The sequence below is a fragment of the Mesorhizobium xinjiangense genome (assembly GCF_009749525.1).
Taxonomy (GTDB): domain Bacteria; phylum Pseudomonadota; class Alphaproteobacteria; order Rhizobiales; family Rhizobiaceae; genus Mangrovimarina; species Mangrovimarina xinjiangensis.
The window spans coordinates 32,799-52,724 of record NZ_WOAC01000011.1 but is presented as its reverse complement, the minus strand read 5'-3'; the positions used below and the strand labels follow the sequence as shown (position 1 = coordinate 52,724).

Genomic DNA, 19,926 nt, shown 5'->3' with positions numbered 1-19,926 from the left:
CCTCACGCGCAAATCATCCGGTCCTGAATTACATGCGGTTATTGAAACCATATCTTTACCGGTGAACTTCACGGCAATAACACCGATTACAGAGATAGCGTGACAAGACCGCTGCCGACCGTTGGCACTCGGCTGCAGTCAATATTGCGAGAAACGACATGATCCAGAGCATCGCAGGACGAGCTGCCCCGGAACTCACGGTTCCGTACTGGATCGACGGCGACGGGAAACAGCGCCCGCCTCTTACCCTGGAGGAACTTGGGGCACGCTACAGAATTCTGTTCTTCTACCAACATTGGTGCGACGGGTGCCATTCGACCGGATTCCCGACTCTCCAGGCGCTGGTTCAAAATCCCCGCATCAAGAACGTCGGCTTCGCAGCAGTCCAGACCGCATTCGAGGGCACTTACGTCAACACGCGCGACAAGCTGCCCGTGGACCAGCAACGCTATGGCCTGCGAATTCCCTTTGGCCATGAGAGCCGCTCGCCGCTGGGCGTCAATCCCACGACTATCGAAAACTACTGCACCGGCGGCACGCCATGGTTCGTGGCGATCGACCCCAACGGCGTGGTTTTGCAGGACGGATTCAGCATCGATTCCGGTAGGTTTATCAGAGCACTCGGTGAGAGCGGTCCGGTCGCCCAGTGAAGATCTGCGGGACATCCACGGACCTCCACTCGCACCGGACGTCTCTTGTCCACAACAGCGGCGTAACGAGCAACAAGAGGCTTACGTGTCCTGGTCACTGAATATCGGAAAAGTAGCGGGCACGGTGGTGCGGCTGCACATCACATTCGTGCTGTTTCTCGCGTGGATCTTCGCCTCCAGCTACGCGGCGCATGGGGCGGCTGCGGCGTGGAACACCCTCCTCTTCGTGGTGCTCCTGTTCTTGTGCGTACTGCTGCACGAGTTCGGGCACATCTTCACTGCCCGAACCTTCGGTGTGCTGACGCCATATGTGACACTGTTGCCGATCGGCGGTGTCGCGCAGCTCGAGCGTATTCCGGAAAAACCGTGGGAGGAATTCCTCATTGCAATTGCGGGTCCGGCCGTCAACGTGGTCATCGCTGCCATGTTGATCGTCTTTGCCGGTGCGCACCTGGGCGCAAGCGCCGCGATGGGTGTCGACGACATGCAGATTCCGATGGTGGACCGGCTTGCCACGGTGAATCTCTTTCTGGCTCTCTTCAACCTCATTCCCGCCTTCCCCATGGATGGCGGCCGCGTGCTTCGCGCGGCTCTTGCAAGTCGCATAGGATTTGTACGGGCGACGGAACGCGCCGCGTCGATCGGCCAGTTCACGGCCTTCGTACTCGGCTTCATAGGTCTCTTTTACAATCCGATTCTCGTCTTCATCGCCATCTTCGTTTATCTGGCAGCCTCCTCCGAGGCTCATTCAGTCGCGTTGCGCGCTGTTTCCCAGGGCGTGCCGGTGCGCCACGCAATGATGACCGACTTCATCACGCTCCAGCCTGAGACTCACATCGACGAAGCGGTGGAGACGCTATTGCGGACTGCCCAAAGAACGTTTCCCGTGGTCGACGGCAGTGGAAGTTTCGTCGGCGTTCTCGATCGTGCCGACATCCTCAAGTCGATGAAGCAGGCGGGGCCGGATGCGACGGTGGGTGACGCCATGACTGCGCCTGCTCCGACGGTCGACTGTCGCGCCACTCTCGAGCAGGCTTTCAGACTGATGCAGGAAAATTCCGCGACGACTGTGGGGGTCACGGACATCTCCGGGAAGTTGGTCGGCCTCGTGACGAGCGAGACGCTCGCGGAAATGATGGCGCTCATGGTTTTGCCGAACCGTGTCGGGAATGGAGGCACTTTTAGCCCAGCAGCGCGTCGGGTTCGAGGCTTAGAGAGTTCGGCTTCATGATCCAATGCGCAAACGATGGGCTGCGACGGTCTGTATGGGTCGTACTGTAGGTGCGCTGGGTGATGTCTTTGCTTACAATCTTGGTTGACCGTCAGTACGACCAGGAAACGGAGATTTCTCTTCTTGCTTATCCCCTCCCGCCGACTTGACCCAGCTGTAGATGAGACACGCGACCATATCCTTGGCGCTTCCGGCGCTCCAATTACGCTGGTCGAATACGGGAGTTACGCGTGTCCACATTGCCGAGTGGCCAACGAAACCATCGCTTCACTGCGTGATCGGTTCGGCGACCGCATGCGGTACGTGTTTAGGCATCGTCCACTAGCGAACAACGACCTCGCCCGCCGCGCAGCGGAAATCGCGGAGCACTCCACGCCCGAGCAGTTCTGGAAAGTTCACCTGGAACTGATGACGCGTTCGTCGGAATTGACTGAGGACGATCTCCTCGCGGTCAAGACCGAACTCGATCTCGACTATCCGGAAATCTCCGAGCGAGCGAGGGAGCGTGTTTATGAGGATGAACGCTCAGCCGACGCCAATGGCGTGGTTTTCACGCCGACTTTCTTCATTAACGGGCGGCGGTACGACGGGCCATGGGATGAAGTCACGCTCGGCGATGCGATGCTCGGTACGCTCGGCCATCGTGTCAGGGCAACGACGCTCGACTTTGCAAGCTGGGGCCCGTCTGCGGGTGTCCTCCTGCTCATTGCGACCGTGTTGGCACTCGTACTCTCGAACTCACCGGTTGGCGGTGCCTTCGCGGAATTCTGGCACCGGGAGCTCGGCGTCAATCTCGGCGGCTGGCACTTCGGTATGTCGCTGCAGCACTGGGTCAACGACGGTCTGCTCACCATCTTTTTCCTGGTCGTCGGTCTCGAGATCAAGCGCGAATTTACCGTCGGCCACCTGGCGAACCGCCGATCAGCGGCGCTCCCGATCGCGGCCGCGATCGGCGGGATGATCGTTCCAGCACTTTTTTATCTGGTGCTCGCACCGACTGGTCCATTGTCACGCGGCTGGGGTGTGCCCATGGCAACGGATACAGCTTTCGCGATAGCGCTCGTAGCGATGATGGGGCGACGGGTACCAGTGGAATTGAGGGTCTTCCTGACAGCCGCCGCAATCGTCGATGACATCGGTGCGATTCTGGTCATTGCAGTGTTCTATGCGGCCGATCTCCAACTCGGCTACCTTGTTGCCGCGGCGGCTACATTGGTAGTTCTAGCGCTACTTAATCGCGCGCGAGTCTATCTGGTCCTGCCTTACATCCTGGTCGGGGCGGTGATGTGGGCGTGCATCTATGCTGGAGGTCTGCATGCGACACTTGCCGGTGTTCTCCTGGCCTTGTTCATCCCGACACGCCCGCCGGCGAATCTGCACGCGCTTATGAGGCAGGCCGATGCCATTCTGCTGGAAGAAGCAAAGCGCGGCGGCGAGGTTCTCCGTCATGGACCTTCCCTACCCGCGCTGAACGCCCTTGATTTTATTCACGAGCTCCTCGAATCTCCGGCAGACCGCCTGTTGCGACGCTCCGGGGCACGATCCAGCTACTTTGTACTTCCAATTTTTGCGTTGGCGAATGCAGGCGTCGTCCTTTCCGCAGACGTCCTCGATGGCCGTGGTCCCCTTGTTCTGGCGATCATCACGGGGCTGGTGTTAGGCAAACCGCTGGGCCTCGTTGGTGGCGCCATGATCGCTGTGAGGATCGGTATGGCCGAGAAGCCAGGAGCCTATAGTTGGCGCCAGCTCGCGGGTGCCGGGGCGCTCGCGGGCATCGGTTTCACCATGTCGCTCTTCGTTGCTGGTCGGGCTTTTCCAAACGCCGATGACTTTGCGGTCGCAAAAGTCGCTATTCTCGCGGCGTCCATCTGTGCCGGAACTATCGGCACGATCATCCTCTGGAACGCGAAATCGCCGAATGACGCATAAACGTGAGCGGGCTCCTGGCGCGAGTTCCGTCTCTGGACGAACGGAGACTCATTGCGGACTCGCGGTGCGCATCGCTGAAGCTATCCTGCAAGATGGGACAACATCAAAACCTGATTGCACAAGTTGGCCGACCAATCGAGCTGCCCCAACGGCCTTGTGGAACCAATCGTTCAACCCCCGCACCTCCGAGTCTCGAGACGAAAGAGAACATCCGTTGAGAGGCGCCAATTCAAACCACAATCCCGCAAGATTTCACACGTCCTGGCGTAAGAATGACCGAGGCCACTGAGAAAATCGACTATTCCAAGACGCTCTATCTGCCGCGGACGGAGTTTCCCATGCGCGCAGGCCTTCCCGACAAGGAGCCGCAGCTCGTCCAGCGCTGGCAGGACATGAAGCTCTACAAGAAGCTGCGCGAGAGTGCTGCCGGCCGGCCGCTCTATGTGCTGCATGATGGGCCGCCCTACGCCAACGGCAACATCCATATCGGCCACGCGCTCAACAAGATCCTCAAGGACGTCATCAGCCGCTCGTTCCAGATGCGCGGTTTCGACTCCAACTACGTGCCCGGCTGGGACTGCCACGGCCTGCCGATCGAGTGGAAGATCGAGGAGCAGTATCGCGCCAAGGGCCTCGACAAGGACCAGGTGCCGGTCAACGAGTTCCGCAAGGAGTGCCGCGACTTCGCGCAGCACTGGATCGAGGTGCAAACGGAGGAATTCAAGCGCCTCGGCATCGAGGGCGACTTCGACAATCCGTACACGACGATGAACTTCCACGCCGAGGCGCGCATCGCCGGCGAGCTGATGAAGTTCGCCATGTCCGGCCAGGTCTATCGCGGCTCCAAGCCGGTGATGTGGTCGGTGGTCGAGCGCACCGCGCTGGCCGAGGCCGAGGTCGAGTACCACGACTATGAGAGCGACACGATCTGGGTGAAGTTCCCGATGGCGTCGGGATCTGGTGGACTTGCCGATGCCCATGTCGTCATCTGGACGACGACGCCGTGGACCATCCCCGGCAACCGCGCGGTCGCTTATTCGCCGCGCATCTCCTACGGGCTCTATGAGGTTACGGTGGCCGAGAACGACTTCGGGCCACAGACCGGCGAAAAGCTGATCTTCGCCGATGGGCTCGCCGAGGAGTCGTTTGCCAAGGCGAAGCTTGCGTTCAAGCGGCTGAGCGATGTCACTGCCGAGGAATTCGCCTCAATGAGGCTCGCCCACCCCCTCAAAGGCCTCGGCGGCGGCTATGAGTTCGCCGTGCCGATGCTTGCCGGCGACCACGTCATCGACGATGCCGGTACGGGCTTCGTTCACACCGCGCCCGGTCACGGCCGCGAGGATTTTGATGCCTGGATGGATGCCGGCAAGGAACTAGCGGCGCGCGGCATCGAAACGCGCATCCCGTTCACCGTCGACGATGCCGGCTTCCTGACCAAGGACGCTCCGGGCTTCGGGCCGGACCGCGAAGGCGGTGCAGCCCGCGTCATCGACGACAACGGCAAGAAGGGCGACGCCAACAAGGCCGTCATCGAGGCGCTGATCGCAGCCAACGCGCTGTTCGCGCGCGGCCGGCTCAAACACTCCTATCCGCATTCCTGGCGTTCCAAGAAGCCGGTGATCTTCCGCAACACGCCGCAGTGGTTCGTCTACATGGACAAGGACCTGGGCGACGAAACCACCCTGCGCAGCCGCGCGCTCAAGGCCATCGACCAGACGCGCTTCGTTCCGGCGGCCGGGCAGGCACGCCTGCGCGCGATGATCGAGGATCGGCCGGACTGGGTTCTGTCGCGCCAGCGTGCCTGGGGCGTGCCGATCTGCGTCTTCGCCAATGAGGAAGGCGAGATGCTGAAGGACGAGGTCGTCAACGCCCGCATCCTCGAAGCCTTCGAGGCGGAGGGCGCGGACGCATGGTTTGCCGAGGGCGCGCGCGAACGCTTCCTGGGGTCCCGCGCCATCGAGAACTGGACGATGGTGATGGACATCCTCGACGTCTGGTTCGATTCCGGCTCTACCCACACTTACGTACTGGAAGATAGGCCGGATCTGAAATGGCCGGCCGACATATATCTGGAAGGCTCGGACCAGCATCGCGGGTGGTTTCACTCATCGCTGCTGGAAAGCTGCGGCACGCGCGGACGCGCACCCTACGACGCTGTGATCACCCATGGCTTCACCGTGGATGAGGAGGGTCGCAAGATGTCGAAGTCACTTGGTAACACTATCGCGCCGCAGGATGTGATGAAGCAATCGGGCGCCGATATCCTGCGGCTGTGGGTGATGACCACCGACTATTGGGAAGAACAGCGGTTAGGCAAGAACGTCATCCAGACCAATATCGACGCTTACCGCAAGCTCAGAAACACCATCCGCTGGATGCTCGGCACGCTCGCGCATGACGAGGGGGAGGATGTGCCGCTCGCACAGATGCCCGAACTGGAGCGCCTGATGCTGCACCGCCTATCCGAGCTCGACGAGCTGATACGCGAGGGCTACGACGCGTTCGACTTCAAGCACATCAGCCGCGCTCTGCTCGATTTTATGGTGGTCGAGTTGTCGGCATTCTACTTCGACGTCCGAAAGGACGCCTTGTACTGCGACGCACCGTCCAGCATTAAGCGCAAGGCAGCGATCCAGGTTGTGCGCACCCTTTTCGATTGCGTGGTGAAATGGTTCGCCCCAATGCTGCCCTTCACCATGGAAGAAGCCTGGCGCGACCGCCATCGGGATTGTGTCTCCGTGCATCTCGAGCAGTTTTCAGAGCTGCCAGAAGAATGGCGCAACGACGCATTGTCGAAGAAGTGGCGCAAAATCCGGCAAGTTCGCCGCGTCGTCACCGGTGCGTTGGAGATCGAGCGCAAGGAAAAGAGGATCGGGTCATCGCTGGAGGCAGCTCCAGTGGTCTACGTTGTCGATTCCGCCCTGTGTGCCGCTATCGAAGGGGTCGATATGGCCGAGATCTGCATCACTAGTGACATCGACATCCTAGCCGAGGAAGCGCCGTCCACCGCTTTCTCGCTGGACGATGTCAAGGGTGTTGCCGTCGTCTCTGACAGAGCGAAAGGGAAAAGGTGTGCCCGCTCCTGGCGCTATACCGACGATGTTGGGTCCGATCCGGAATTCCCGGATGTCACGGCGCGCGATGCGGCGGCCCTGCGGGAATTAAGGGAACTCGGGCGGCTGTAAATCAGCCGACTTTCAATTCACTCGCGAAGTTTGAATGGGTTGAGCTCTGGCATTCCAGTCAGCGACCAATGTGTGACCTAATCCTCCGTTCAGGCAACGATATTCACGATGCGTCCCGGGACGACGATCACCTTGCGCGGCGGCTTGCCGTTGAGCGTGTTGCGCACGACCTCCAGCGCAAGCGCCGCTTCCTCGACGGCAGATCGATCTGCGTCTCGCGCGATTGTCAAATCGCCGCGCTTCCTGCCGTTGATCTGCACCGGCAGCACGATCTCATCGTCGACGACGAGCGCCGGATCGAACTCCGGCCAGGGTAGATTCGCCACCAGACCCTTGCCGCCCAGCGTCGCCCAGCACTCTTCGGCAAGGTGCGGCATCATCGGCGCGATCATCCGCACAAGAGCCTCGACCGCCTCGCGCAGCGCCGCCCTGGCGGGTGAATCGGCGCGGGATGCACTTGCCAGCTGTGGCGACAGGACGTTGACCAGCTCGTAAAGGCGCGCGACCGCCTTGTTGAAACCCAGCCGCTCGATCTCCTCGCCGACGGCCTTCACCGCCTTGTGCATGACCTTCGAGATCATGGCCGCATCGCCGTCACGCGCCGGTGCGGGCGAAACCCCTGCCACCGCCGGCGCGAACTCTGAGACGAGTCGCCACACCCGCTGGACGAAGCGGTGCGCTCCTTCGACGCCGGCTCCGGTCCAGATGACGTCGCGCTCGGGTGGCGAATCCGACAGCATGAACCAGCGCGCTGTATCGGCGCCGTAGCTTGCTATGATGTCGTCGGGATCGATGACATTCTTCTTCGATTTCGACATCTTCTCGACCGGGCCGATCATGACTTCCTCACCGGAGCTTATCATGCTGGCACGGCGCACGCCGTTGGCCTCCTCGATCTTGACCTCCGCCGGCTTGACCCAGGTTCCGTGGGCGCCACCGCTTGTTTTGTAGGTCTCATGGACGACGAGGCCCTGCGTGAACAGGCCCTCGAACGGCTCCACGACGCTGTTCAGATGTCCCGTTGCCTTCATCGCCCGCGCGAAGAAGCGCGAATAGAGCAGGTGCAGGATCGCGTGCTCGATGCCGCCGATATACTGTTTGACCGGCAGCCAGCCCTTCGGCCCGTCGACATAGGCAAGGTCGGTGGGCTGCGCCTCGTTCCACGGATCGGTGAAGCGCGCGAAATACCACGAGGAGTCTACGAATGTGTCCATCGTGTCGGTGTCGCGCCGCGCATCCTTGCCGCAGTTCGGGCAGGCGACGTGCTTCCAGGTCGGATGATGGTCGAGCGGATTGCCCGGTCTATCGAACGAGACGTCGTCAGGCAGCCGCACCGGCAGGTCGGCTTGCGGCACGGGCACCGCGCCGCAATCGTCGCAATGGACAACCGGGATCGGGCAGCCCCAGTAGCGCTGCCGAGAGATCAGCCAGTCGCGCAGGCGGAACTGCACCTTGCGCTCGGCCTGGGGCCTGTCGCCGATGGCCACGCCGGAGAGCCGCTGGGCCACCTCGTCGAAGGCGGCCTGCGGCTTCATGCCATCTAGGAAGCGCGAGTTGATCATCACGCCGTCGTCGGTGAGGGCTTCCCCGATGATCCGGAACGTTGCTGCGTTGGCATCGTCCGGCATCACAACCGGAACGACCGGCAGGCCGTATTTGTTGGCGAAGTCGAGGTCGCGCTGGTCGCCCGACGGGCAACCGAAGATCGCGCCGGTGCCGTAGTCCATCAGCACGAAATTGGCGACATAGACCGGCAGCGTCCAGCTCTCGTCGAACGGATGCACGACGCGGATACCGGTGTCGAAACCCTTCTTCTCGGCGGTCTCGATTTCTGCAGCCGAGGTCCCGCCGCGCTTGATCTCCTCGATGAAGGCAGCCAGCTTCGGATTGTTCTCGGCCGCCATTTTCGCCAGTGGATGATCGGCAGCGATCGCCATGAACGAGGCGCCAAAGATCGTGTCCGCGCGGGTCGTATAGACTTCCAGTTCGCTCTCGCCCGAAGGCGCGGATGCCGGGTCGAGCTTCCACCGGATCTGCAGGCCCTCGGAGCGGCCGATCCAGTTCGACTGCATCAGCTTGACCTTTTCGGGCCAGCGATCGAGCGTGTCGAGGCCGTCGAGCAGATCCTGCGCCATTGTCGTGATCTTGAAGAACCACTGCGTCAGGTCGCGCATCTCGACCGGAGCACCGGAACGCCAGCCGCGTCCGTCGATCACCTGCTCGTTGGCGAGCACGGTCATGTCGACCGGATCCCAATTCACCTTGGCGGTCTTGCGTTCGACGAGGCCCGACTTCCAGAAGTCGAGGAACATCTTCTGCTGGTGACGATAGTAGGACGGGTCACAGGTCGCGAATTCGCGCGCCCAATCGAGCGACAGGCCCATCGACTTCAACTGGCCTTTCATCGTCGCGATGTTGGCATAGGTCCAGTCGCGCGGATTGACCTTGTTGTCGCGCGCTGCATTCTCGGCCGGCAGGCCGAACGCGTCCCAGCCCATAGGATGCAGCACGTTGAAGCCCTTGGCGCGCTTGTAACGCGCGACCACGTCGCCCATCGTGTAGTTGCGGACGTGACCCATATGGATGCGCCCCGACGGATAGGGAAACATCTCGAGCACGTAATATTTCTCGCCCGGCGCGTCGTTCTTCGTCTCGAAGAGCTTCGCATCGTCCCAGGCCCGCTGCCATTTCGGTTCAGATACGCGGGGGTTGTATCGGTCGGTTACCATGTCAAAATTTTCGTTTGCTGGAGGCGACGAAAATGCCACGGCGGTCCCCCGTCAGCTTTCGTATTGCGGCAACCATATTCGGAGCTCCGGAGTTTGGAGAGCGGGGGAGCGACCAGCCGGCCCGAGAGCTCGCATAGCGCTCGGAACAGAACACACCGCGGGCCCATACATATTGGGTTCCGCAAGCGCATCCGCATTCATGTCAGGGGTTCGTGGGACGATTAATTGAGTGCCCAACGGGTTCGGACGACGGCGGTTCGGTATGACCGCCAAAGCCATGTCGCATCGCGGAAAGAACTTTCTCCGCGAAGGTGTGATCCTTGCGCGAGCGAAACCGTGCGTAGAGCGCGGCCGTGATCACATCCGCCGAGACCGCCTCCTCGATCGCCGCATTGACGGTCCAGCGGCCTTCGCCAGAATCATCGACGAATCCGGAATAGGTTTCCAGCGCCTCGCTCTTGGCGAGGGCTGAGGCGGTCAGATCGAGCAGCCATGAGCTGATGACGCTCCCACGTCTCCACACCTCGGCGATGTCTGTGATGTTGAGATCGAACCGATGTTGCTCGGGCAGCGCCTCAACATTCGCATTCTTCAGGATATCGAACCCTTCCGCGTAAGCCTGCATCAAGCCATACTCGATGCCATTGTGGACCATCTTTACGAAATGGCCGGCCCCGCTCGGCCCTGCATGAAGGTATCCTTGCTCGACCCGGGGGTCGCGACCATCACGGCCTTCAGTCTGCGGGATTTGACCGATGCCGGGAGCTAGCGTCGCGAAGATCGGGCCGAGGCGATCGACGATGCCTTTGTCCCCGCCGATCATCATGCAGTAGCCGCGCTCAAGCCCCCATACGCCGCCGCTGGTTCCGACATCGACGTAATTGATGCCTTTCTCGCGCAACTCTGCGGCCCGACGAATATCGTCCTGCCAGAACGTGTTGCCGCCATCGATGATGGTATCGCCGCTGCTAAGGAGATTGCCGAGCTCGGTCACGTAGTCCTCGGTAACCTGGCCGGCCGGCAACATTAGCCAGATCGTCCGTGGCGCATCGAGTTGGTCGACCATGTCCTTGAGCGAGGAGCCCGCTATTGCTCCCTCTCGGCCGAGAGCTTCGACCGCATCCGCATTCCTGCCGTAGACAACGACCTCGTGCCGACCACGGACGATGAGCCTCCGAGCGATGTTGCCGCCCATGCGGCCCAATCCGATCAATCCAATCTGCATTCGACGGGTCTCTACTTGATAGTGTTGCGCAACATGGCACTGAGCTCCGACCATCCATTTTCAAGAGTGCCGCCGATGCTCGATGAGCATTACCCATTGAAAGCAGCGTCGGACGAAATTTTCCAATAGCCGGTATGCATGGTTTCCATGGCTGTCGGAAATGATGCGGCGTCCGTCACAGCCTGTCGCACATCGCAGGAACATTGCGGGACCGCGACGGCACTACGCAGCTTGCTAGCGACAATAACGATCGTCTATCGACTCCATGGCGAGCGGTGATTTCCCTTTCTGGCCTTACAAGGTCACGTTCCAACGCATTATCATATCGAAGCGTCGGTGCCGCGACCGACACGCGGAATATCATGTCAGATTGAAAAGCCGGGAGGGTCGATATGCAAAGCAAGAACGTGATCGGAGTCGGCACGCCTCTTGGTGGTGGGATCAGCGAAGTTGCCTCATTCCCGGATGTGGCTACCGTTCTTGCGGGCACTGTCATCCCTCGGCGAACGACATGAGCGCACCAAACCTGAAGGAGAGATCAGAATGAGTATGGAAGACGCCAACAGTCGACTCGAGGGACCGTTGGACACGCCGAGCAATCTTGGCTCGAACGCCACGAAGGATATCGCGGCAGCACTCACCGCGCTTTTGGCCGACGTCTTCGCGCTTTATGTCAAGACCAAGAATTTCCACTGGCACATGTCGGGCCCGCATTTCCGGGATTATCACCTTCTCCTCGACGAGCAGGCCGCCCAGATTTTGGCGATGACCGACGACATAGCGGAAAGAGCCCGCAAGATCGGTGGAACGACGATCCGCTCGATCGGCCATATCGCCAGGTTGCAGCACGTCGAGGACAATGATGCGGATTTCGTCTCGCCCGAAGACATGCTGGCCGAACTAAAGGAAAACAATCTGATGCTCGCCCAGCGCCTTCGGGACACCCACAATGTCTGTGACGAGCATGGCGACGTCGCGACCGCCAGCCTGATCGAAAATTGGATCGACGAGGCAGAGCGCCGTACATGGTTCCTGTTCGAGTCAACCAGGAGAGCTTGATCCTGAGCGCTCGACCGGGATTCAAGCACGTAGAACAGGCGGTCGGCGATGGCGCCGAGCGGGCAAACCAAATTTCTCCGATGCTTCGCAATTTTCGCAATTCACCGACGTTCGCATCCTGATGCAATCATGCCGCGACCGCACTTCCGAAAGTGTCAAACCGCAGCCGGTGTGACGGTAGAGGGAGCGCGAGACGGAATCGAAATTGGACTGCGGCTTGAGTGAATTGTGCCTGGGTCATGACGGGGCTGAGTAGGCCAAAGCTGCGAACGAGCAGCACTGCAAGAAGTGCTTGTCGCACAGCGTTGACCACTGACGCACGAGTTGCTCTGAATAATGGACGCTATAAATGACCACCGACATCAGTATAATCCTGCGCAAGACTGCCGAGTATCTGATTGCCTCCGGGCAAGTCGAAAACGCACTATCGGCCGGACAACACGCTCCAAGCTTCTCGCTGCCCGATCAAGACGGTGTAAAAACCTCATTGGAATCGATACTGCGCCGCGGTCCGCTCCTTCTGGTCTTCTATAGCGGCAGTTGGTGTCCTGGATGTAATCTTGGCTTAAAGGCGCTGGAAGAGGTCCGCCCATCGATCGAGGAACGTGGAGCGTCACTCGTCGTCATTTCGCCTCAGACAATTGAGGAGAATGCGAGAACTCAAAGGGCGATGAAGGTAAAGCTACCAATCCTGTGCGACAAAGGCGGAAAGGTCGCGCAGCGGTTCGGGGTCCGGTGGCGTATTCCCGAGCTGCTCCGAACTTCGCATCTGAAGAGCGGAATAGATTTGCCGAGTCTTCACGGCGAGGATAGTTGGATGCTTCCAATCCCATCACGGTTCGTTGTCGATCAAAACGGGGTGATCGCCTACTCGGAAGTCGATCCGGATCAAACTCATCGGTCGGACCCGTCGGACATCCTTCCAGTACTGGATCGGCTGTGGAGCGTGCGCGCCGCGTAGTCGCCGCCTCGGAACGAATTTCCACGCGTGAACGTGCAAGCATTTTTTGTAGCTATCGTTTCATGAATGCACGGACTTGATGACGCGATAGGCTGAACGCATAAGACTTCACAAATGGCCAATCAGGTCACCCGACTTGACTGAGGCTACCGATCCCAGGACGCCGGGACGTCGCGTTGCAAGCCGGCCAGTATGCTGCGTACGTGACCAATTTCGTCCTCATTGATCGTGTGTCCCATCGAGGGGTATATGCGCTCAATCACGTCGCCTCCGAGAGCGCCCAGGACCTTCGACGACTCGTGGACTCGGGCAAGCGGGATATGATCGTCGATATCGCTGCACCCCAGGAATATGGCCGTGCCAGCAAGGGACCCCGGATAATTTCGCGGCGTATTTTCCGGGCCAATGAGGCCGGCGCTCAGACCGATCACCGCGGCGTAGCATTTCGCGTTGCGCGCCGCGAATTCGAGACCGAGACAGCCTCCCTGCGAGAAGCCAAGCAGCGCAATGTTTTTCGGCGCGAAGCCGTGACGCGTCAGATTGTCGACAAGAGCCCCAATCGTTGCAAGAGAACGGGACAGATGGGGTTCGTTTTGCTCGAGTGGCGCCAGGAACGAATAGGGGTACCAGGAGCCGCCAGTGGCCTGCGGCGCGAGATACGCAATGTCTGGTTGCGCGATGACCTCCGCGAGCCCCATCATGCTTTCGGCCGATGCGCCGCGCCCATGCAAAAGGATTGTCACCGCCTTGGCCTTGGCCAGCGGAGCTCCGCCGGTAGCCACCTGAAGTGCGTTGCTCATCGCGCCAGCTCCAGGTGCGGCAGGACCTCCTCAAGCTCTTTCCGCCGCGGTTCAAGGAAGGCCGGCAGCTTCAGATCGGTCCCAAGTTTCTCCAGAGGCTCGTCGACGGCGAAACCTGGCTCATCAGTGGCAATTTCGAACAGGATGCCGCCGGGCTCGCGGAAATAGACAGAGCGGAAATAGTTGCGGTCTTTCTGTTCGGTTGCCGCAAGACGATGATCGACCACGAGCTTTTTCACCATCTGCCTCTGCTCAGCGTCGTCTTTCGCCCGAAACGCCACATGGTGAACGGAACCCCGGCCCATGCGTCCGGCCAGGTTCTCCCTGGCTACATGGATATCGACAATGCCGCCGATCGTGCTCTGCGCCTTGAAGCGAACATGTCCTTCATCGTGTCCACGGTTCTCGAACCCGAGAACATCGGTGAGGATCGCCCCGGTGGGAGCAGCTTCCTCGAGCTTGAGCGTAACGCCATGAAAGCCTCGAATGGCGTGCTCGGCCACAATAGGGCCGTTGCTCCAACTGTCTTCGGCTTCGGCACCCGCCACCCCGACCAGGGCCAGGCTCATCCCGTCGGGATCCCTGAAGGTTAAAACCTTGTCGCCGAACCGTTCCACCGGGGCATCGTGTTTGACGCCCAATTCGTTCAATCGCCGGACCCAGAATTCGAAGGATTCGAGCGGCACACGGAATGCCGTCGTCTGCGTCAGTCCGACACCATTGTGGCCAGGCGCAGCATGCTCCCAAGGAAAGAAGGTCAGGATCGTGCCCGGGCTGCCGCGCTCGTCGCCGAAGTAGAAGTGATACGTCCCCGGATCATCGAAATTGACGGTTTTCTTGACCAGGCGAAGACCAAGGCCCCGAGTGTAAAACTTGAGATTAGCGTTCGGACTACCAGCTATCGCTGTGACATGATGGATACCATGCATACCTGTTTCTCCCTTGTCCTGTTCCAACCGTCGCGAACCAACGCCGACACGCATCAATTGGAAACCCTGAGCCGCGATCGCACAGCTGAATTCGCGACGGACCGATCACGACGCGTTGGTATCGGGCCGGCAGGTCGTGCGGTCATCTCGCCCCCCGAGCCGCCACTGTAGCTGGCGGCGCGTGGTCAACCTCCGTTGCGCCGCGTGTTGCTGGTGTGGGCGTAGCCTTGCCCTCCTCCAACGCCGCAGCGATCGCATCATCGACGCGTTCGAGCCACACGAACTCAAGCTTATCTCGAGCGCCCGCCGGGATGTCGTCGTAGTCACGGCGGTTGCGGGCGGGCAGCATGACGCGCGTCAGGCCCGCTGCCGCGGCAGCAACAACCTTCTCCTTGATCCCGCCTACGGGCAACACTAGGCCCCGAAGCGAAATTTCTCCCGTCATGGCCGTATCGCTTCTGACATTGCGGCCCGTGACGAGGGATGCGAGCGCCGTGAACATCGCGACCCCAGCACTCGGTCCGTCCTTTGGCGTGGCACCCGCGGGCACGTGGATGTGGATGTCGCTACCCTCGAGTATGCTGTCGTCGATGCCGAGCTCCGAGCAACGTGTCTTGAGGAGGGTCATGGCAGCCTGGGCGCTCTCTCGCATGACTTCGCCCAGCTGTCCGGTCAGGATGAGAGCGCCCTTGCCGGGCGTTCGCGTGGCCTCGATGAACAGGATGTCACCGCCGACTGGTGTCCACGCCAAACCTGTTGCAACGCCGGGGACACTCGTCCGCATCGCGACCTCGCTCTCGAACCGAGGCTGGCCGAGCACGGCGCCAATGTCCTTCGTGGTCAGCCTCGCCTCGCTCGCGCTTCCCTCCGCGATCCGGACCGCGACGTTGCGCAGAGTCTTGCCAATCTCACGTTCGAGGCTGCGGACACCCGCCTCGCGGGTGTATCCGTTGATGATGAGGCGCAGGGCCTCGTCGTCTATGCCAACCTGGTTGGACGTCAGCCCGTTTGCCTGGAGCTGCCTGCGCACGAGGTATCGTCGGGCAATCTGCAACTTCTCCTCTTCGGTGTATCCTGGCAGGCTGATGACCTCCATCCGGTCGAGCAGTGGGCCCGGCACCGTGTCGAGGAGATTTGCGGTCGCAAGAAACACGACGCGTGACAGGTCGAACGGGACCCCAAGGTAGTTGTCGCGGAAGGTCCCGTTCTGCTCCGGGTCGAGCACTTCGAGCATCGCGGCGGAAGGATCGCCTTGGATTCCGCGTCCGAGCTTGTCGATCTCGTCGAGCATCATGACGCAGTTGCGCGCGCCCGCCTTCTTGACCGCCTGAATGATGTTGCCCGGGAGTGCCCCGATGTAGGTCCTTCTATGGCCGCGAACCTCTGCCTCGTCGTGAACGCCTCCGAGGCTCACACGCACGAACGGTCGTGCCATCGCGCGTGCGATGGACTGGCCGAGGGACGTCTTGCCGACGCCGGGGGGGCCGGCAAAGCATAGAATGGGTGCCTTACCCTCGGGCGCGAGCTTCCTGACCGCGAGGTACTCGACAATCCGGCTCTTGATCTTCTCGAGACCGTAGTGGTCCTCGTCGAGGATGCGCCTTGCCTCCGCGATATCGATCTCAGCCTCTGCCGGCAGGTCCCATGGCATGTCGATCAGCCAGTCGAGGTAGTTCCGGACCATGCCGGCTTCGGCCGCGCCCTCGGGCATACGTTCGTAGCGCCGCAGTTCCTTCAGCGCCTGGTTCGACGCCTCCTCCGGCATGCTCGCCTTGGCAATGGCGTCGCCCAACTCCGCGACCTCCTGGCCCTTGCCATCCTCCTCGCCCAATTCCCGTTGGATCGTCGCCATTTGCTCACGCAGGATGGCTTTGCGGTGTCTCTCGTCGAATGTCGCTTTCGTCTCGCGCCCGATCTTGTTGCTGAGCCGCAAGACCTCAATGCGTTCGGAGAGAAGCCGCGCGACCTTGTCCATGCGGGCGACAAGGTCGACCGACTCCAATATCTCCTGCTTCTCCTTCGGCTTGATGTCCATGACCGACGCGGCAAGGTCGGCGAGTGCGCCCGGGGACTCTGTACTCTCAAGCGCGACGATCAGCTCTTGCGGCGCCTGCGGAAGCAGGCTCGCGGCCTCGACTGACAGCTGGCGCAGGTTCAGAAATCGCGCCTCGATCTCGGGTGAGATGCTCACCGGTTCAGGAATCTCGAGTACGCGTGCCGTCAGAAACGGCGTACCGGGAATGAAATCGAGCACCCGCATCCGCTGCACGCCCTGGCAGACGACGTGGTGCGTGTCGTGGGGTCCAGAAAGGTAGCGGATGACATTCGCAACCGTGCCGAAACGGTAGAGATCATTCGGTCCCGCTTCACCCAGCTCGGGATCTTGCTGCAGGAGGATTCCTATCTGGCGCTGTTCGCGGACCGCCTGCTGCGCAGCCGCAACGGAGGATAGTGCGCTGAGCGTCATTGGGGCCAGCGTCCCCGGGAAGAGCACAGTGCTTCGTACCGGGACGATCGGAACGGCATCCTCCGGGATCAGGATCGGCCGTTGCGTGTCTCTCTGGTCGGCAGGACTTGTTTCGAAGTCTGGCATAGGCTCCCCTTCAGGCCGACTTGTTGAGACGGAGGCCGATACAGCCATGGCTGGAAAAACGGGTTATCGCGTATCGCCCCGGCGGCAGGACAATGCGGCGCTCGAAACAACCCTGCGGGAGTTCCAAACGGTGGATCCGCGCATCTCGCAATTCCGGTGGCAGCACGCGGCGGCCTCTTACGACGAGGGCATCGCCCTCGATCGCTGCTTCGACATCATTGGGGGCAACCCCCGGAAGCGCGACGAGGATCAGGATCTCCGCCTCGGTCTCAAGCACATCGACAGGCGGTTCCCAACACGGCTCGCGCAGCCCCTCGCGAGGTTGCAGCCTCACGAAGTGCTGGTGCATTCGCTCAGCGCGCGCGAGCGATCCGAGCGCTGCAGAGAGCATCCAGTTCACATGATCCGTACCCTGCATCGAACCCCTCTTAACTTATGGCTTCCGCGACATCCCGCGACTAGACACCTCAGCGCAGATGCTGACAGCCACCTCGGTGGCTTTGCTTGACAGGACGAGACCACTTCGTTCCTACCAGTGCCGGGCGACTACATTCATCAAACTCGGATGATCACCTTTCGGCTGGTCCGATTGGTCGATTGAACAGCGGCGGCATCGAGGTTTGAGATGCCCCGCCTTGCTGTAGCGGTCGGCGTGAGCTGCTCCCCGACTTTGGACCACCCGGATGGAGATCTTCCGGGGATGACCGTGTTTGCTACCGCCGCCTGAACGGCGAGGGCGTGTGTTGCAGCTAGGCCCAGTTAGCCACCGTTTGAAATCAATCATCTGGCATGGTCGAGGGTGATCGGCGGCCGACCACGTGCGGGCGTTCCGTAACGAACGCCGCGCTCCGCAGTCCCCACGCTAGGGAAACGTTAAGCCGAAAGCGGTCGGATCGGGCTGCTCGCCTTTTCGAGGCACCAAGAAGCGCTCCAACCCACCCGGCACAAAGCTGGCCAACAGGGTCGCTTCGTCGCCGACTACCTCAATCGTGTGCGGCACACCGCGGGGGAGAGCCGCGTAGGCGCCCGGCCCCACCTCAACGCGGGCATCGCCGACCCGCGCGATAAGGTGCCCCTGCACCACGTAGACAAGCTCGTCTTCGCGGGAGTGGGTGTGCATTGGCGGTTCCTCCCCTGCGCGTACTTTCCATAGGACAGCGCCATATTCGCCTCCAGACTGGCTGCTCTCCACTTTAATTTCGATGCTCGAGCCCCCGTTCGTGGTCACCGTCTCGCCGTCACCGGGCGGCGTTAGAACTGGTTTCTGGACTGACATTTTTTGTTCTCCTGATTGTCGACGTTTGTTCGAGTGTCTCAGTGACGGCGAAAGGCTGCCGTTTACGCCCATCAGCATGGGATGATCCACGGCGAGTGGGAAATGACACCACGTCATGAAGTCGATAGCTGCGAGTTATGATAGTCATCAGGCATACGAGCGCTTCAAGGAGGAGCTTAGGCTCGATCACCTCGACAGCCGGTCCTGGACGGGACGGCGTGGACAGGCTTTTCTCCAAATCCCGCCGCCTCAACGCCGCAGGACGGAAAAGTGTCGCAGGAGCCCGCCTCGACCAAGCATGCCGGCCGCCAGACAAGCGATCCTTGACATACTCGCACGGCCGCCACCTCTGCGATGCCCCAGAGCGTCCTCGGCGTGCGCTAGGGCATCGACAACAGTGATGTTCAGTCGTCCCAGCTCGGGTCGGCGTTTCCCAATAGCCGGCGTGTATCGTTACCATAGCGACTGGTAATTGGCCGACGACGCTGGAGTAGGCTATTGAAACATTGACCTTCGTAGCTACACCTGCCGCTATCGTCGCCCGCGTCCCTGGATAGGACCATGTGATTGTTGTGGCGCCACTGCTGGTCATGACCGCGCAGGCTGCCGGCTATCTGTGCGGTTCGAAGCAATCGAACCCGAAGAGAGATTCACGTGATCCGCTTCTATTTTCATCCGACGCCGAACCCCGCGAAAATCGCACTCTTTTTGGAAGAGTCTGGACTTGCCTATGAGGTCATTCCGGTTGACACCAGCAAGGGCGAGCAGCACTCACCTCCGTTTCGGCTGGTCAATCCGAATGGCAAAGTTCCCGCAATCGTCGACACCGACGGTCCGGGCGAACGCGAGGTGCGGGTTTTCGACTCCACTGCAATCCTCATTTATCTTGCTGAGAAAACCGGGAAGCTTCTGGGCACGCCTGAGGATCGACCGGAATTGCTTTCCTGGCTACTGTTCATCGCTTCTGGCCTTGGCCCGTTCTCCGGCCAGGCCGTGCATTTCCAGTTCGCCGCACCCGAAGGCCTCGATTACGCGGTCAACCGGTACCGCCGCGAGGCGGAACGGCACTATCAGGTCTTGAACGATCACCTTGAAGGTCGAAGCTTCATCGTCGGCGACACCTACACGATCGCCGACATCTCAGCCTGGGGCTGGCTCGACCGCGCCTCAAGAGTAAGGAAAGGTGACGTAGATCCGCTCGCGGCCTTCCCGAACCTCAAACGCCTGTTCGAGACAGTCGATGCGCGACCGGCCGCGGCCCGTGCGCGTGACATCGGCAAGAGCCATACTTTCAAGACGGTCAATGACGAAGAGACCAAACGGGCGCTCTTCCCGTCGAATTTCCCGCCAGCGGCTTAA

14 protein-coding genes are annotated in these 19,926 nt (G+C 60.8%); 7 read left to right on the top strand and 7 right to left on the bottom strand.

All coding sequences use genetic code 11. The features are described from left to right. The first annotated feature begins 158 nt into the window (after positions 1-158). From GM909_RS12895 to ileS, 4 genes are all read left to right on the top strand, one after another. Positions 159-650, top strand: a complete 492-nt coding sequence (locus tag GM909_RS12895) for a TlpA family protein disulfide reductase (RefSeq protein WP_157016798.1) — start codon at positions 159-161, stop codon at positions 648-650. A gap of 85 nt (positions 651-735) precedes the next feature. Next, on the top strand, positions 736-1,881 hold the full coding sequence (locus GM909_RS12890) for a site-2 protease family protein (protein WP_157016797.1): 1,146 nt from the start codon (positions 736-738) through the stop codon (positions 1,879-1,881). Positions 1,882-1,965: 84 nt separating this feature from the next. Further along, positions 1,966-3,810, top strand: a complete 1,845-nt coding sequence (nhaA, locus tag GM909_RS12885) for a Na+/H+ antiporter NhaA (RefSeq protein ID WP_198174234.1) — start codon at positions 1,966-1,968, stop codon at positions 3,808-3,810. Positions 3,811-4,082: 272 nt separating this feature from the next. Next, positions 4,083-6,995 carry an isoleucine--tRNA ligase gene (ileS, locus tag GM909_RS12880; RefSeq protein WP_157016795.1) on the top strand — a complete coding sequence of 971 codons (2,913 nt, stop codon included), beginning with the start codon at positions 4,083-4,085 and terminating at the stop codon, positions 6,993-6,995. An 89-nt stretch (positions 6,996-7,084) separates the two neighbouring features. Here ileS and leuS read toward each other — a convergent pair whose 3' ends face one another. Together leuS and gnd are read right to left on the bottom strand one after the other, a co-directional pair. Beyond that, positions 7,085-9,724: a leucine--tRNA ligase gene (gene leuS / locus GM909_RS12875; protein ID WP_157016794.1), complete on the bottom strand. Its 2,640-nt coding sequence runs from the start codon at positions 9,722-9,724 to the stop codon at positions 7,085-7,087. A 202-nt stretch (positions 9,725-9,926) separates the two neighbouring features. Further along, complete coding sequence (gnd, locus tag GM909_RS12870; RefSeq protein WP_157016793.1) at positions 9,927-10,949, bottom strand: phosphogluconate dehydrogenase (NAD(+)-dependent, decarboxylating); 1,023 nt, start codon at positions 10,947-10,949, stop codon at positions 9,927-9,929. Between the two features lie 543 nt (positions 10,950-11,492). Between gnd and GM909_RS12865 the strand changes: the two genes are divergently transcribed. Continuing rightward, positions 11,493-12,008 (top strand): Dps family protein, encoded by a 516-nt coding sequence (locus tag GM909_RS12865; RefSeq protein ID WP_157016792.1) that lies wholly within the window; start codon positions 11,493-11,495, stop codon positions 12,006-12,008. Between the two features lie 349 nt (positions 12,009-12,357). Beyond that, positions 12,358-12,969 (top strand): peroxiredoxin-like family protein, encoded by a 612-nt coding sequence (locus tag GM909_RS12860; RefSeq protein WP_157016791.1) that lies wholly within the window; start codon positions 12,358-12,360, stop codon positions 12,967-12,969. Between the two features lie 146 nt (positions 12,970-13,115). On the opposite strand, the gene GM909_RS12855 is transcribed toward GM909_RS12860, so the two are convergent. The 5 genes from GM909_RS12855 to GM909_RS12835 form a co-directional block, all read right to left on the bottom strand. Next, a complete protein-coding gene (locus GM909_RS12855) occupies positions 13,116-13,769 on the bottom strand; it encodes an alpha/beta hydrolase (RefSeq protein ID WP_157016790.1) in 654 nt (217 codons plus the stop codon). Then, a complete protein-coding gene (locus GM909_RS12850) occupies positions 13,766-14,698 on the bottom strand; it encodes a ring-cleaving dioxygenase (protein WP_157016789.1) in 933 nt (310 codons plus the stop codon). Before GM909_RS12850 ends, GM909_RS12855 begins: the two co-directional genes overlap by 4 nt. A gap of 142 nt (positions 14,699-14,840) precedes the next feature. Continuing rightward, positions 14,841-17,291 carry an endopeptidase La gene (gene lon, locus GM909_RS12845; protein ID WP_157016788.1) on the bottom strand — a complete coding sequence of 817 codons (2,451 nt, stop codon included), beginning with the start codon at positions 17,289-17,291 and terminating at the stop codon, positions 14,841-14,843. Between the two features lie 10 nt (positions 17,292-17,301). After that, positions 17,302-17,709, bottom strand: coding sequence for an Hsp20/alpha crystallin family protein (locus GM909_RS12840; protein ID WP_157016787.1), 408 nt, complete (start codon positions 17,707-17,709; stop codon positions 17,302-17,304). A 444-nt stretch (positions 17,710-18,153) separates the two neighbouring features. Continuing rightward, positions 18,154-18,645 carry a cupin domain-containing protein gene (locus GM909_RS12835; protein WP_235911875.1) on the bottom strand — a complete coding sequence of 164 codons (492 nt, stop codon included), beginning with the start codon at positions 18,643-18,645 and terminating at the stop codon, positions 18,154-18,156. 576 nt (positions 18,646-19,221) lie between these two features. On the opposite strand from GM909_RS12835, the gene GM909_RS12830 reads away from it, so the two are divergent. Then, a complete protein-coding gene (locus GM909_RS12830; RefSeq protein ID WP_157016786.1) occupies positions 19,222-19,926 on the top strand; it encodes a glutathione S-transferase family protein in 705 nt (234 codons plus the stop codon).